Origin of the sequence: Flavobacterium sp. F52, from assembly GCF_000278705.1 — a bacterium.
GTDB classification, from domain to species: domain Bacteria; phylum Bacteroidota; class Bacteroidia; order Flavobacteriales; family Flavobacteriaceae; genus Flavobacterium; species Flavobacterium anhuiense.
Map to the genome: position 1 here is coordinate 43163 of NZ_AKZQ01000030.1, position 16186 is coordinate 59348.

A 16186-nucleotide genomic window follows, 5' to 3' on the forward strand; every position below is an offset into this window, starting at 1 on the left:
AAATCCCGACAATAACTTATCGGGATTTAGTAAATATTTTTCGCAGTAATTACATTAGTTTTTTAATGATTGCTTCTTCTGCAATTCCTTCTGCATCGGCCTTATAATTTTTAATAATTCTATGACGAAGAATTCCTGTTGCCACCGCCTGAACATCTTCAATATCTGGTGAAAATTTTCCGTTGAATGCAGCGTGTGCTTTTGCTGCTAAAATTAAATTCTGCGAAGCTCTTGGCCCTGCTCCCCAATCTAAATAATTCTTTACAAAATCATTGGTCAAAGAATTGTCTGGACGAGTTTTGCTTACCAGAGTCACTGCATATTCTATAACGTTGTCTGCGACTGGAATTCTGCGTATTAAATGTTGGAAATCAATAATTTCCTGCGCATTAAATAACGGATTAATTTCTGTTTTAACATCAGAAGTTGTTCGCTTCACTACTTGAACTTCTTCTTCAAAAGTTGGGTATTCTAATTTAATAGCAAACATGAAACGGTCTAACTGAGCTTCCGGCAAAGGATAAGTTCCTTCTTGCTCAATTGGGTTTTGAGTTGCCAAAACAAAATAAGGCAAATCTAATTTATGATGCTGCCCAGCAATAGTTACCGATCTCTCTTGCATCGCTTCTAACAACGCTGCCTGAGTTTTTGGCGGCGTTCTATTGATCTCATCTGCCAAAATAATATTAGAGAAAATTGGCCCTTTAATGAATTTGAAGTTTCTATTTTCATCCAAAATTTCACTTCCTAAAATATCAGAAGGCATCAAATCTGGCGTAAACTGAATTCTTTTAAAATCTAGCCCTAAAGCCTGAGACAAAGTATTTATCATTAAGGTTTTTGCTAAACCAGGAACTCCAATTAAAAGCGCGTGCCCTCCAGAAAATATACAAAGTAAAATTTGATCTACAACGGCGTCCTGCCCTACAATGATTTTCGCTATTTCTTTTTTTAATTCGTTTCTTTTTTGAACTAAATTGTGAATTGCTGTTACGTCAGACATTTATGAATGTATTTAAAATTAAAAAGAGTTAATTCTATGAAATCATAAAACTAACTCTTTTTATTTATTTATTAAAACTTATTTTTTTAACCAATTGTTTGCAAAAGTACAGTCTTTATACTCTCCAATGATTTTGATGTAAGTATCTTTAATTTTAGTATCAAACCATTTTGCAATGGCATTGATCTGCTTTTCTTTAAGTGCTAATTCTTTAATTTTAGTATAATCTTTAGCATAATCAGCAGTGTGTTCGTCAATTCTGTTTGTAACTGTAATTAACTTATACGTTTTTTTACCTTTATCGTCTGTGTTTAAAAGTGGTTGAGAAATTTCATCTCCTTTTAAATTTGAAACTTGACTATACAATTGAGGATCCATTTTTGTCAGCTCAAATCGAGTATCTTGTGTTGTTGGATTTACTAATGTTCCTCCGTTTGCTCTAGTTTCTTTTTCATCCGATTCGGTTCTTGCCGCTTCAGCGAAAGTTATTTCTTTATTGATAATTTTATTTCTAATATTGGTAATTCTTTCTTTTGCTTCTTTTAAGGCAGCTTCTGAAACTGTTGGAGCAATCAAAATATGACGAAGCTCAACTTCTTGCCCTTTAATTTTTTCCACCATTATAATATGAAAACCAAAAGTTGTCTCAAATGGTTGCGAAATTTCTCCCGCCTGCAAACTAAACGCAACATCTTTAAACTCTTTCACAAAAGGTGTTTTTCTTGTCATTTTATAATAACCACCGTTTGGTGATGATCCTGGATCCTGAGAGTACAAAACGGCTTTTGTAGCAAAACTAGAACCTTCAAGAACATCTTTTCTTATAGCGTTTAATCTATCGATTACTTTTTGTTTGTCTTCTTTAGAAATTTTAGGCTCCACAACAATTTGTGCTACTTCCATTTCAGCTCCAAAAGTTGGCAATTCGTCTTTTGGGATTTTCTTAAAGAAATTACGAACTTCCTCTGGAGTAATCTCAACATCTTTAATGATTTTATCTCTCATTTCAGAAGCCAATTTCTGCTCCTTTAAGATATCAGCAAAATAGGTTTTAAATTCTTCTACAGAGCTCTTTTTATAGTATTCAACTACTTTATTAATGTCACCTACTTGCTGCGTCATATAGTTAAGACGCTCTTCCATCATACTTCTAACTTCGGCATCACTCACAATAATACTATCTTGAATGGCTTGGTGAGCGTATAATTTGTCTTCTAAAAGTTTACCAAGCATTTGGCATCTTGTAATATCTTTTATAGATCCGCCTTGAGCAGTAATTTCTAAAAATCCTTTATCAATATCAGAATCTAAAACAATATAATCTCCTACTGTCGCAATAATTCCATCAATTTTCAATTTTCCGCCAGAAGGAGTTTCAGCTGGTTTTTGAGCAACAACATCCGGAATAACTTCTTGCGCTGTAATTATTGGAGTTAAAAAAAGAAAAAAACAAATTGTTAGTGCAAACCTGAAATCAATTGTTTTTAGCTGTAATTTTTTTAATAACATTATTTTAAATTTTATTTGAATGTAAGTCTATATTAGATGTTCCCTCAGAAATTATTGATGTTGATCATTAACATAAATAATTAAAGTATAGTTCTTTCGTAACTTATAACGAACAAAAATAACAATTCAATTACATAATCCAACTATCCGATATACTATTAACAAAAAATTATAGGATAGTTCTACATAGGCATATAGAGATGTACATTTCAATTTTTCTAATTCTATGAAACACAATTTTTTATGATTGCTTTTAAAAATTGAATTTTTATTGATCAATACCCCCCTAAATTGTAGTCCCTAGAAAAAGTTCTCAACACTACAACGTTTTCGTGACAAACAATTTTCTTACAAATTAAAATTAAATCAAAAAAAAATTACTTTAGATGCGTAATTATCATTTTAGGGTATCAAAAAATAGCAATATCTGCTTTTTTAAGCTCAAAATTTGACAATTACAAAACTTACTATTTAACTTAACCACATCTATTATGAAAAAACCTATTTTAAAATTATGCCTTATTACGGCATTTACTGGACTTCTGTATTCGTGTTCACAGAACGAAATGAACGAATCTGACTCAAAAGCTGAGAGTCAGAAATTTAAAATTATTGATGTTACACATCATGACGGAAAACCTTTTAGCACAGGAACTTCCAATTCTTCTTCAACAGGAAAATATGTTGATAATCCAGGTGGAGGTGTTATGATGCAAGCTTTCTACTGGGACGTCCCTTCTGGGGGAACTTGGTGGAATACCGTAAGCAGCAAGGTAACGGCTTGGGGCAATGCCGGAATTGGTTCTATTTGGCTTCCGCCTGCTTCAAAAGCACAAAACGGAGCATTTTCCATGGGATATGATCCAACAGATTACTTTGATTTTGGAGATTACAATCAGAACGGAAGTATCGAAACCAGATTTGGATCAAAAACTGAATTAGTAAATTTAATTACGGCTGCTCACAACGAAAACATCAAAGTTTATGCAGATATCGTTATCAATCATAACAGCGGCGGACAATCTGAAGCAAATCCGTTTACTGGTACAAATACATGGACTAATTTTACTGGAATCGCCTCTGGAAAATTCAAACGAACTTATAATGATTTTTACAAAAACAGCTTCGGAAATAATGACGAAGGTTCCTTTGGTGGATTCCCTGATTTATGCCATGCCGCTCAAAATGTAAAAGACTGGCTGTGGTTAAGAACAGATGGAGTTGGGAAATATTATAAAAACACTATGAAGTTTGACGGCTGGAGATTTGACTATGTAAAAGGATTTGGCCCATGGGTTGTAAATGCTTGGAATGCCAACGTAGGCGGGTTCTCTGTTGGAGAATATTGGGACTCTAATGTAAATACGCTTGAATGGTGGGCTAATAACGCAAACAGTTCTGTTTTTGATTTCGCATGCTACTATAAAATGAACGATGCTTTTGACGGAAACAACCTTGCCCTTTTGAATGATGACATGATGTGGAAACGTAATCCGTACAAAGCAGTAACTTTTGTAACCAATCATGATACCGATGAAATTTGGAGCAAAATGTTAGCTTACTCCTATATATTAACTCACGAAGGATATCCAACCATTTTCTATAGAGATTATGAAGAATGGCTGGACAAAAACAAACTGAATAATCTGATTTGGATTCATAACAATAAAGCAACAGGAACAACTTCTATCTTATATTCTGATAATGACGAATATGTGGCAAGAAGAAACGGGTACAACGGAAATCCAGGATTGGTAGTTTATATCAACAACTCAGATGTTTGGCAAGAAAGATGGATTCAGACGAATTGGGCTAATACTCAAATTAAAGATTTCACAGGAAACTCATCTTGGTATCCGACAACTCAAGCCGATAAATGGGTAAAAATACAATGTCCTCCAAAAGGATATTCAATTTGGTCAATTAATCAGTAATTTAAAATGACTATTTAAGGCTGTTGCAAAACAGCCTTATTTTTTTCTAAAAAAACCTTTTAATAATAAAGACTTCCAAATTTACGAACTGAATATTTTCATAAAGCCGTATTTAATAGTACTTTTGCAACCTATTTATACAAAATATGAGCTTTTTAAAAGAAATACAACGCAGAAGAACATTTGGGATTATCTCGCACCCTGATGCCGGTAAAACAACTTTAACTGAAAAATTACTGTTGTTTGGAGGTGCTATTCAGGAAGCTGGAGCGGTAAAAAACAATAAAATTAAAAAAGGAGCAACGAGTGACTTTATGGAAATCGAGCGTCAGAGAGGCATCTCGGTTTCGACTTCTGTGCTTGCTTTTAATTATAAAGATAAAAAAATCAATATCCTTGATACTCCTGGACACAAGGATTTTGCAGAAGACACCTTTAGAACTTTAACCGCTGTTGATAGTGTAATTGTTGTAATTGACGTTGCAAAAGGGGTTGAGGAGCAAACAGAAAAACTGGTTGCTGTTTGTAGAATGCGTAACATTCCAATGATTGTTTTCATCAATAAATTAGACCGTGAAGGTAAAGATGCTTTCGATCTAATGGATGAGGTTGAACAAAAATTAGGATTGAAAGTAACACCTTTAAGTTTCCCAATCGGAATGGGTTATGATTTCCAAGGAATTTATAATTTATGGGAAGAAAACATTAACCTTTTCAGCGGAGATAGCCGTAAAAATATAGAAGAAACAATTGCTTTTTCTGATGTACAGAACAATCCTGAACTAGATAAAATTGTGGGAGAAAAAGCTGCTAATAAGCTTCGAGAAGAATTAGAACTAATTGACGAGGTTTACCCAAAATTTGAACGCCAAGATTATTTAGATGGAAAAATCCAACCAGTATTCTTTGGTTCTGCTTTGAATAACTTTGGAGTTCGCGAACTATTAGACTGTTTCATTACAATTGCTCCTTCTCCAAGAGCAAAAGATTCTGAAACTCGTACAGTTGAACCTACAGAAGAGAAGATGACTGGATTTGTTTTCAAAATCCACGCTAACATGGATCCAAAACACCGTGACCGTTTAGCATTTATCAAAATCGTTTCTGGAACTTTCGAAAGAAATAAACCTTACTACCACGTTCGCCAAAAGAAAAATCTAAAATTTTCTAGTCCGAATGCATTTTTTGCTGAGAAAAAAGAAATTGTAGATATTTCTTATCCTGGTGATATTGTGGGTTTACACGATACTGGAAACTTTAAAATTGGTGATACTTTAACTGAAGGCGAAATCATGAGTTTTAAAGGTATTCCAAGTTTCTCTCCTGAGCATTTTAGATACATCAATAATGCTGATCCTATGAAAGCGAAACAATTGGAAAAAGGAGTTGACCAATTAATGGATGAAGGAGTTGCTCAGTTGTTTACTTTAGAAATGAACAATCGTAAAGTTATCGGAACGGTTGGAGCGCTTCAATATGAGGTTATTCAATATCGTTTAGAGCATGAATATGGAGCTAAATGTACTTACGAAAACTTCCCAGTGCATAAAGCTTGCTGGGTTAAACCTGATGACGCTAAAAATGAGGAATTTAAAGAGTTTAAACGTATTAAACAAAAATTCTTGGCTCATGATAAATACGGACAATTAGTATTCTTAGCTGATTCTGATTTTACTATTCAAATGACGCAAAGTAAATATCCAACCGTGAAATTATACTTTACCTCTGAGTTTGATTAATTTACTTTAGATTAAAAATATAAGAAAGGCTGTCAATTTATTTAGACAGCCTTTTTCATTTACATTCCCCAATATGTAATTTTGATGATTATTTTGTGTAGTTAATTCCTAATCCGCCCGCGATATAAATTTTGTTAAGCTCATTAGAAGCAATAATTATATTTTTTATCAAAACTTTATTTTTAGCAGACTGTACATCAAAGGCTATTTCTTTTGACAAATAATAATCATTTGCTGTAATTGTTACCATTAGTGTTTTACTATTCTTCAAAACCTTGGCCGCTATAGAAAATTCACCTGTTTTAGGATTTACTTTCACCGGATTTTGAGCACCGTCAACGGCAAGCATCAAATTAGGATAGATTTCTCTATTAAAAGGTTTGTTTGTTTTTGATTCCAACAATTTTCCTTTTATAATTATAGAAATTTCAGCATTTGAAGCGTGATTATAATCTACTTTGCCTACTTTATAAGTATTGTTGGGCTTCAGACAGTTTATTTCTGTTTTAACAGGTTCTTTTTCTTGCGCTGAAACATTTGATGCCAATAATACAGATGCAGCAACTGCAGCATATTTCAAAGTATTGATTTTAGAAGTTTCATTGTATTCAAACTGTTCTTCCAACTGTATTGTTTTCAGCCTTGCACAAATAGATTTATTTTTATTTTCAGTAATGAATTTAGCAACTTCTGAATTCGTTTTCTTGCTCAAATCAATTACATTCTTCATACATGAATTACAAAATGAGCCCTCTGAATTTGGAATCATTTTATCAAAATTTTCAGAACAAGGATTTGCTATTTCTAAGGTGAATTTCTTTTTCATCATGTCTCTTTTTAAGTTAAAATCTTTCACAGACTATTTACTTATATAGAGTACATTTTGCATCGAAAGGTTGGGAAGAATAGAAAAAAAATCAGAATAAAAAAAGCGCTAATATTAAATTAGCGCTTTTTTATAATTTGAATTAAATTAACCTTTACTAAGTCATTATATTTCAAAATTCAATCTTTTTAGGTTATAGAAAGTTAAAACAATATTGATTAGAGAAGAAACTTAGTCGACTAAAATAAATTAAATCCGATGAATTGCACTTTTTATTCATTAACCATAAAAAAAGCCCCTTAAAAAAAGGGGCTTTTAAAATTTATGCTTGTCCAGCTGGACCAAAATTAAGCGGAATTGGTGCTTGTTCCGTTTCTTTGATTTCGCCATGAGCGGCCTCAAATCTGTGGATGTTTTCACCTATAGCTCTCAATAATCTTTTAGCATGTTGTGGTGTCAAGACAATTCTTGACTTTACCTTGGCCTTAGGAATACCTGGCATAATGCTCACAAAATCTAAAACAAACTCAGATGATGAGTGATTAATAATCGCAAGATTAGAATAAATTCCTTCTGCGACAGTTTCGTCTAGCTCAATATTAATTTGCTCTTGTTGTTGTTTCGGATTACTCATAGTTTCCTAATTAATAAATGTATTCTTCTTTATTAGCCATCATTTCATTGTAATCATCTTTAGATCCTACGATTGTGTTATCGTATTCTCTCATACCTGTTCCGGCAGGGATTCTGTGTCCAACGATTACGTTTTCTTTTAATCCTTCTAGATCATCTACTTTACCAGCTACTGCAGCTTCGTTAAGTACTTTCGTTGTCTCCTGGAATGAAGCCGCAGAAATGAATGATTTAGTTTGTAACGAAGCTCTTGTAATACCTTGTAGAACTGGCGTTGCAGTTGCAGTAATTACATCTCTTGCTACAACAAGATTTTTATCTGTACGTTTCAATAATGAATTTTCATCACGTAACTCACGAGGTGTAATGATCTGACCTGGTTTTAATACTGAAGAATCTCCAGCATCTTCAACCACTTTCATACCGTATAATTTATCATTTTGAAGGATAAAGTCTTTAGTGTGGATCAATTGATCTTCTAAGAATAGAGTATCTCCTGGATCTTCAACTTTAACTTTACGCATCATTTGACGAATTACAACCTCGAAGTGTTTGTCATTGATTTTTACCCCTTGTAAACGGTAAACCTCTTGAATTTCATTTACCAAGTACTGTTGAACAGCAGCTGGCCCTTGAATTCTTAAGATATCATCTGGTGTAATTGCACCATCTGACAATGGAACTCCCGCTCTTACGAAGTCATTTTCTTGTACTAAGATTTGGCTTGAAAGTTTCACTAGATACTTTTTAACCTCACCAAATTTAGACTCGATAACAATCTCACGGTTACCTCTCTTAATTTTACCGAATGATACAACACCATCAATTTCAGATACAACTGCTGGGTTTGAAGGGTTACGAGCCTCAAGAAGCTCAGTAATTCTAGGTAAACCTCCCGTGATATCGCCTGCTTTAGAAGAACGACGTGGGATTTTTACTAATACTTTACCTGCTTTAATTTTCTCACCATTTTCAACCATTAAGTGTGCACCTACTGGTAAGTTGTATGAACGAATCAATTCACCTTCTTTACCATAAACTAATAAAGTTGGGATTAATTTTTTGTTTCTAGCCTCAGAAATTACTTTTTCTTGGAAACCAGTCTGCTCATCGATTTCAACCATGTACGATTGTCCTTGTTCTAAATCTTCGTAAGCAATCTTACCCGTAAACTCAGAAACAATTACACCGTTATATGGATCCCATTTACAGATTACAGTTCCTTTAGTAACTACATCTCCATCATTTACAAAAATACTAGATCCGTAAGGAATGTTATGCGTATTTAAAACAATTCCGGTTCCTTCGTCAATTAATTTCAACTCAGTAGAACGTGATACAACGATATCAACTTCGTTACCTTCACTATCTTCTCCTTTAACTGTTTTTAAATCTTCGATTTCAAGTCTACCGTTGAATCTTGTAACAATACTAGACTCTTCAGAGATACCTCCAGCAACCCCTCCAACGTGGAACGTACGAAGTGTCAACTGTGTACCTGGCTCCCCAATAGACTGAGCTGCAATAACTCCGACAGCTTCACCTCTTTGTGTCATCTTACCAGTAGCTAAGTTTCTACCGTAACATTTCGCACAAATACCTTTTAAAGCTTCACAAGTTAATGGAGATCTAACTTCAACTTTCTCAATTGGAGAGGCTTCGATAGTCTTAACAATTGATTCAGTGATTTGCTCTCCAGATCTAACCATGATCTCGTTAGTAAGAGGATTGATAACGTCTTGTAATGCAACACGTCCTAAGATTCTCTCACCTAAAGATTCAACGATTTCCTCATTTTTCTTCAAGGCAGCAACTTCAACACCTCTTAAAGTTCCACAATCCTCGATGTTAACAATAACATCTTGAGAAACGTCATGAAGCCTTCTTGTCAAGTAACCAGCATCGGCTGTTTTAAGAGCCGTATCCGCAAGACCTTTACGAGCACCGTGAGTAGAAATGAAGTACTCAAGAATCGAAAGACCTTCCTTAAAGTTAGAAAGAATTGGGTTTTCAATAATCTCACCACCACCAGCAGTAGATTTTTTAGGCTTAGCCATCAAACCACGCATACCAGTTAACTGACGAATCTGCTCCTTAGAACCCCTCGCCCCAGAGTCAAGCATCATATATACAGAGTTGAAACCTTGCTGGTCTTCTCTAATATTTTTCATTGCTAACTCTGTTAACTGAGCATTTGCTGAAGTCCATACGTCAATAACTTGGTTGTAACGCTCGTTATTTGTGATAAGACCCATGTTATAGTTAGTTGAGATACCTTCAACTTGCTCTCTAGCATCTGCAATTAACTTCGTTTTTTGTTCTGGAATTCTAATATCACCTAAAGAGAATGATAAACCTCCTCTAAATGCGAATTTATACCCCATATCTTTCATATTATCCAAGAAAGCTGCCGTTGTAGGTACATCAGTCACACTTAAAATGTGTCCGATAATATCTCTAAGGTTTTTCTTAGTCAATACGTCATTGATATATCCAGCTGCTTCTGGTACTACTTCGTTAAATAATACACGTCCCGCAGTTGTCTGGATGATTTTGTACACTAACTCTCCGTTCTCATTAAAATCTTTTGCTCTAATTTTCACACGAGCATTCAATTCTAATCTTCCTTCGTTTAATGCAATATTTACTTCTTCAGCAGAATAGAAAGTTAAATCCTGGCCGATAATTTTGTGATCTCCTGTTGAGATACGTTCTTTGGTCATATAGTATAGACCCAAGACCATGTCCTGAGAAGGTACAGTAATTGGAGCACCATTTGCAGGGTTCAAGATATTGTGAGAAGCCAACATTAATAATTGTGCCTCTAAAATAGCCTCTGGTCCTAATGGTAAGTGAACCGCCATCTGGTCACCATCGAAATCGGCGTTGAATGCCGTACATACTAATGGGTGTAACTGGATCGCTTTTCCTTCAATTAATTTTGGTTGGAATGCCTGAATACCAAGTCTGTGCAAAGTAGGAGCACGGTTAAGCAATACTGGGTGTCCTTTAATTACGTTTTCAAGGATATCCCAAACTACAGGCTCTTTTTTGTCAATGATTTTCTTAGCAGATTTTACTGTTTTAACAATACCTCTTTCGATCAATTTACGGATAACGAATGGTTTGTATAACTCAGAAGCCATATCTTTTGGCAATCCGCACTCATATAATTTTAACTCTGGACCAACGACGATTACCGAACGAGCAGAATAATCCACACGTTTTCCTAAAAGGTTTTGACGGAAACGTCCTTGCTTACCTTTTAATGAGTCAGATAATGATTTTAATGGTCTGTTAGATTCTGTTTTAACAGCAGAAGCTTTACGAGTGTTATCGAATAATGAATCTACAGATTCTTGTAACATACGTTTCTCGTTTCTCAAGATAACTTCTGGAGCTTTAATCTCCATTAATCTTTTCAAACGGTTGTTACGGATGATTACACGACGGTATAAGTCGTTCAAATCTGAAGTTGCAAAACGACCTCCATCAAGTGGCACAAGCGGACGTAATTCTGGCGGGATAACTGGAACCACTTTCATAATCATCCATTCTGGACGGTTTTCGCGGTTTTCGTTAGACTCACGGAAAGATTCAACAACTTGTAATCTTTTTAAAGCCTCAGTTTTTCTTTGTTTAGAAGTCTCGTTGTTAGCGCTGTGTCTTAATTCATAAGATAAAGCATCTAAGTCAATACGAGCTAATAAATCCATAATACACTCTGCTCCCATTTTGGCAACAAATTTATTTGGATCTAAATCATCTAAATATTGATTTTCTTGCGGAAGAGTATCTAAAATGTTTAAGTATTCTTCTTCAGTTAAGAAATCTAATCTTTGTAATGATTCTCCATCTGCATTTTTAGCGATACCTGGCTGAATTACTACGTATCTTTCATAGTAAATAATCATATCTAATTTCTTAGATGGAAGACCAAGTATATAACCAATTTTGTTTGGAAGAGAACGGAAGTACCAGATGTGAGCAATTGGCACAACAAGGTTGATGTGTCCTACTCTATCACGACGTACTTTTTTCTCTGTAACTTCAACACCACAACGGTCACAGATGATACCTTTGTAACGAATTCTTTTATACTTACCACAAGCACATTCGAAATCTTTTACTGGTCCGAAGATTCTTTCGCAGAAAAGTCCGTCACGCTCTGGTTTATGAGTTCTATAGTTGATTGTTTCTGGCTTTAAAACCTCTCCTCTTGATTCTTTCAAGATAGATTCTGGTGAAGCCAATCCAATAGAGATTTTGTTAAATCTTTTTACTGGATTCTTATCTTTATTGTTTCTATTATTCATCATAGTTTTTACTATTGATTTACTGCTGTTAAAAATTGATTTTAGATTTTCATAATCTCCATCTTTCAAAAATTCCTTTCAAAAGAGTTAAATCATCGCGCTTACCTCGGTTTACTTCTCTAAACCTCAAACTCTTATTTGAAGTGCTAGTTATAAAATGCCCTGCATTATTATAAAAAATCGGAACGGGTTACGGGTATAAATCTTAAAAACTTTAATATTATTCGTAATGGTCGACAGTCTCAGTTTTCAGTGTTAACTGAATACTGAAACTGTGACTCAAAACTTTTATTATTCTTCCAAACGAAGATCTAATCCTAGACCTTTCAATTCGTGCATTAATACATTGAATGATTCTGGTAAACCTGGTTCTGGCATAGTTTCACCCTTAACGATAGCCTCGTAAGTTTTAGCTCTACCAATAACGTCATCAGACTTAACAGTTAAGATCTCACGTAGTGTACTAGAAGCTCCATAAGCCTCAAGTGCCCAAACCTCCATCTCTCCAAAACGCTGACCTCCAAATTGAGCTTTACCTCCAAGTGGCTGTTGCGTAATCAATGAGTATGGTCCAATAGAACGTGCGTGCATCTTATCATCAACCATGTGTCCTAATTTAAGCATGTAAATTACACCCACAGTCGCTTTTTGTGCAAAACGCTCTCCAGTACCACCATCATATAGGTAAGTATGTCCGAAACGCGGTACTCCAGCTTCATCAGTCAAAGCATTGATTTCGTCAAGAGAAGCTCCGTCGAAGATTGGAGTAGCAAATTTTCTACCCAAGTTCATACCAGCCCATCCTAATACTGTTTCATAAATCTGACCAATGTTCATACGTGAAGGTACCCCAAGTGGATTCAATACGATATCTACTGGTGTTCCATCTTCTAAGAAAGGCATATCTTCATGACGAACGATTCTAGCAACAATACCTTTGTTACCGTGACGACCCGCCATTTTATCACCCACTTTTAACTTACGTTTTTTAGCAATGTAAATCTTAGCTAATTTCAAAATTCCAGATGGTAATTCATCTCCAACTGTAATAGTGAATTTCTCTCTTCTTAAAGCTCCTTGTAAGTCGTTCAGCTTAATTTTATAGTTATGAATCAAATCATTAACCATTTTATTTGTAGCGTCATCAGCAACCCACTGACCTTTGCTTAAGTGAGCAAAATCCTCTACTGCGTAAAGCATTTTTTGAGTATATTTTTTACCTTTTGGTAAAACTTCTTCACCCAAATCATTCATTACACCTTGAGATGTTTTTCCGTTAACGATCAAGAATAATTTCTCTACTAATCTGTCTTTTAATTCAACAAATTTAGTTTCGAATTCCATTTCTAAAGCGCCTAAAGCATCTTTATCTTGAGTACGTTTACGTTTATCTTTTACGGCTCTTGCAAATAATTTTTTGTCAAGAACTACACCATGTAAAGATGGAGAAGCTTTTAATGAAGCATCTTTCACATCACCAGCTTTATCCCCGAAGATTGCACGAAGCAATTTCTCCTCTGGAGTTGGATCTGATTCTCCTTTTGGTGTAATTTTTCCGATCAAAATGTCGCCAGGCTTAACCTCTGCTCCAATTCTGATCATACCGTTTTCATCTAAATCTTTAGTAGCTTCTTCAGAAACGTTAGGAATATCGTTTGTTAACTCTTCATTTCCTAACTTAGTATCTCTAACCTCTAATGAATAATCATCAACGTGAATAGATGTAAAAATATCATCACGAACTACTTTTTCAGAAATTACAATCGCATCCTCGAAGTTGTACCCTTTCCATGGCATGAACGCAACTTTTAAGTTTCTACCTAAAGCTAATTCTCCATTTTGAGTAGCATATCCTTCTGATAATACTTGTCCAGGAACAACTCTGTCACCTCTTCTTACGATTGGCTTCAAGTTGATACTTGTACCTTGGTTGGTTTTTCTGAATTTAATTAAGTTGTACGTTTTCTCATCAGCATCAAAACTTACCATTCTCTCGTCTTCTGTACGATCGTATTTAATAGTAATGATGTTAGCATCTACGTATTCAACAGTACCATGCCCTTCAGCATTGATCAATACTCTTGAATCTGAAGCTACCTGACGCTCTAAACCTGTACCAACAATCGGTGCTTCAGGACGGATCAAAGGAACTGCCTGACGCATCATGTTTGATCCCATCAACGCACGGTTCGCATCATCATGCTCCAAGAATGGAATCAAAGATGCAGAAATCGAAGCGATCTGGTTAGGAGCAACGTCTGTATAATGTACTGAACTTGGTTCAACAACTGGGAAGTCACCCTCTTCACGAGCAATAACATTACTAGCTGTAATTTTACCAGAAGCATCCATTTCAATGTTTGCCTGAGCAATCATTTTTCCTTCTTCTTCTTCAGCACTTAAATAAATTGGTGCGCTTTCTAAATCAACAACACCATCTGTTACTTTACGGTATGGAGTTTCAATGAATCCCATTCCGTTAACTTTTGCATAAACACCAAGAGATGAAATCAAACCAATGTTTGGTCCCTCAGGAGTTTCAATCGGACATAAACGACCATAGTGAGTATAGTGAACGTCACGAACCTCGAAACCAGCTCTTTCTCTCGAAAGTCCACCTGGCCCAAGTGCAGAAAGTCTTCTTTTGTGTGTAATCTCAGCTAATGGATTGGTTTGATCCATAAATTGAGATAACTGGTTAGTACCAAAGAAAGAGTTGATAACTGATGATAATGTTTTAGCATTAATCAAATCAATTGGTGTAAACACCTCGTTATCTCTAACGTTCATTCTCTCACGAATAGTTCTAGCCATACGTGCTAAACCAACACCGAATTGTTGAGACAATTGTTCACCAACTGTTCTAACACGACGGTTTGATAAGTGATCAATATCATCAATCTCTGCTTTAGAGTTTATCAACTCGATCAAATATTTAACGATTGTAATGATATCCTCTTTAGTAAGCACTTGCTTATCCATAGGGATATCTAAATCTAATTTTTTGTTCATTCTGTAACGACCAACTTCACCTAAGTTATAACGTTGATCAGAGAAGAACAATTTATCTATAATACCACGAGCAGTTTCCTCATCAGGCGGTTCAGCGTTACGCAACTGACGATAGATGTGCTCTACAGCTTCTTTTTCAGAGTTAGTTGGATCTTTTTGTAACGTGTTGTGGATAATAGCATAATCTGCTTGATTATTATCCTCTTTGTGTAACAAAATAGATTTTACATTAGAATCGATGATCTCTTCAACATTATCTTTGTCGATAATAGTATCACGATCAAGGATGATTTCGTTACGCTCGATAGAAACTACCTCTCCAGTATCCTCATCTACGAAATCCTCGTGCCATGTGTTCAAAACACGCGCAGCAAGTCTTCTTCCAATATATTTCTTAATTCCTGTTTTAGATACTTTAATTTCTTCAGCTAAATCGAAAATCTCTAAGATATCCTTATCTCTTTCGAAACCGATAGCACGGAATAAAGTCGTTACAGGTAATTTTTTCTTTCTATCGATATACGCGTACATTACGCTGTTAATATCAGTAGAGAATTCTATCCAAGATCCTTTAAAAGGAATTACTCTTGCAGAATAAAGTTTAGTTCCATTTGCGTGGAATGACTGTCCAAAGAAAACCCCTGGAGAACGGTGTAATTGAGACACTACAACACGCTCGGCACCATTAATAACAAAAGTACCACTAGGAGTCATGTAAGGAATTGTTCCAAGATAAACGTCTTGTACAATTGTTTCAAAATCTTCGTGTTCTGGATCTGTACAGTATAGTTTTAACCTAGCTTTTAAAGGCACACTATAAGTAAGACCTCTCTCTATACATTCTTGAATTGTATAACGTGGCGGATCAACAAAATAATCTAGGAATTCCAATACAAAGTTATTTCTTGTATCTGTAATTGGGAAGTTTTCCATGAAGGTATTGTATAACCCTTCGTTGCCTCTTTCGTCAGATTTCGTTTCTAATTGAAAGAAATCTTTAAAAGATTTAACCTGAACATCCAAGAAGTCCGGATAGTCAGGGATATTTTTTGTAGAGGCAAAATTCAATCTTTCAGTCTGATTTGTTATCATCAATGGACAAAATTTTGATTAAAAAAAAAGTAATTTATTTTTGTGTAAATACACACTGTTTAATCTATACTTTCTTATTATAACCAATACATCTTTAAAAATAGGACCGCAAAAATGGGCTC

Annotated in this window: 8 protein-coding genes; 2 read left to right on the plus strand and 6 right to left on the minus strand. The window is 34.9% G+C overall.

From position 1 onward, the window contains the following. Positions 1-49: 49 nt before the first annotated feature. Positions 50-1003 (minus strand): AAA family ATPase, encoded by a 954-nt coding sequence (locus FF52_RS15275; protein WP_008466907.1) that lies wholly within the window; start codon positions 1001-1003, stop codon positions 50-52. Positions 1004-1081: 78 nt separating this feature from the next. Next, entirely contained in the window at positions 1082-2512 is a 1431-nt protein-coding gene (locus FF52_RS15280; RefSeq protein WP_008466908.1) for a peptidylprolyl isomerase, read from the minus strand. A gap of 491 nt (positions 2513-3003) precedes the next feature. On the opposite strand from FF52_RS15280, the gene FF52_RS15285 reads away from it, so the two are divergent. Next, positions 3004-4446 (plus strand): alpha-amylase, encoded by a 1443-nt coding sequence (locus FF52_RS15285; protein ID WP_008466909.1) that lies wholly within the window; start codon positions 3004-3006, stop codon positions 4444-4446. Between the two features lie 146 nt (positions 4447-4592). Next, positions 4593-6185: a peptide chain release factor 3 gene (locus tag FF52_RS15290; protein ID WP_008466910.1), complete on the plus strand. Its 1593-nt coding sequence runs from the start codon at positions 4593-4595 to the stop codon at positions 6183-6185. An 88-nt stretch (positions 6186-6273) separates the two neighbouring features. Here the strand turns inward: FF52_RS15290 and FF52_RS15295 are convergent, their stop codons facing one another. From FF52_RS15295 to rpoB, 4 genes are all read right to left on the minus strand, one after another. Then, the gene (locus tag FF52_RS15295) at positions 6274-7011 is read right to left on the minus strand and encodes a hypothetical protein (protein ID WP_008466911.1); all 738 of its coding nucleotides are present in this window, start codon (positions 7009-7011) and stop codon (positions 6274-6276) included. A gap of 322 nt (positions 7012-7333) precedes the next feature. Further along, positions 7334-7645, minus strand: a complete 312-nt coding sequence (locus tag FF52_RS15300) for a DUF3467 domain-containing protein (protein ID WP_008466913.1) — start codon at positions 7643-7645, stop codon at positions 7334-7336. A gap of 10 nt (positions 7646-7655) precedes the next feature. Further along, positions 7656-11963 (minus strand): DNA-directed RNA polymerase subunit beta', encoded by a 4308-nt coding sequence (rpoC, locus tag FF52_RS15305; protein WP_008466914.1) that lies wholly within the window; start codon positions 11961-11963, stop codon positions 7656-7658. A 288-nt stretch (positions 11964-12251) separates the two neighbouring features. After that, positions 12252-16064 carry a DNA-directed RNA polymerase subunit beta gene (gene rpoB / locus FF52_RS15310; RefSeq protein WP_008466915.1) on the minus strand — a complete coding sequence of 1271 codons (3813 nt, stop codon included), beginning with the start codon at positions 16062-16064 and terminating at the stop codon, positions 12252-12254. Positions 16065-16186 lie beyond the last annotated feature (122 nt).

Bases quoted from the DNA above. Each gene is read 5' to 3' on its own strand.
- FF52_RS15275 (WP_008466907.1), bottom strand. From the start codon at position 1,003: ATGTCTGACGTAACAGCAATTCACAATTTAGTTCAAAAAAGAAACGAA.
- FF52_RS15280 (WP_008466908.1), bottom strand. From the start codon at position 2,512: ATGTTATTAAAAAAATTACAGCTAAAAACAATTGATTTCAGGTTTGCA.
- FF52_RS15285 (WP_008466909.1), top strand. From the start codon at position 3,004: ATGAAAAAACCTATTTTAAAATTATGCCTTATTACGGCATTTACTGGA.
- FF52_RS15290 (WP_008466910.1), top strand. From the start codon at position 4,593: ATGAGCTTTTTAAAAGAAATACAACGCAGAAGAACATTTGGGATTATC.
- FF52_RS15295 (WP_008466911.1), bottom strand. From the start codon at position 7,011: ATGAAAAAGAAATTCACCTTAGAAATAGCAAATCCTTGTTCTGAAAAT.
- FF52_RS15300 (WP_008466913.1), bottom strand. From the start codon at position 7,645: ATGAGTAATCCGAAACAACAACAAGAGCAAATTAATATTGAGCTAGAC.
- rpoC (WP_008466914.1), bottom strand. From the start codon at position 11,963: ATGATGAATAATAGAAACAATAAAGATAAGAATCCAGTAAAAAGATTT.
- rpoB (WP_008466915.1), bottom strand. From the start codon at position 16,064: ATGATAACAAATCAGACTGAAAGATTGAATTTTGCCTCTACAAAAAAT.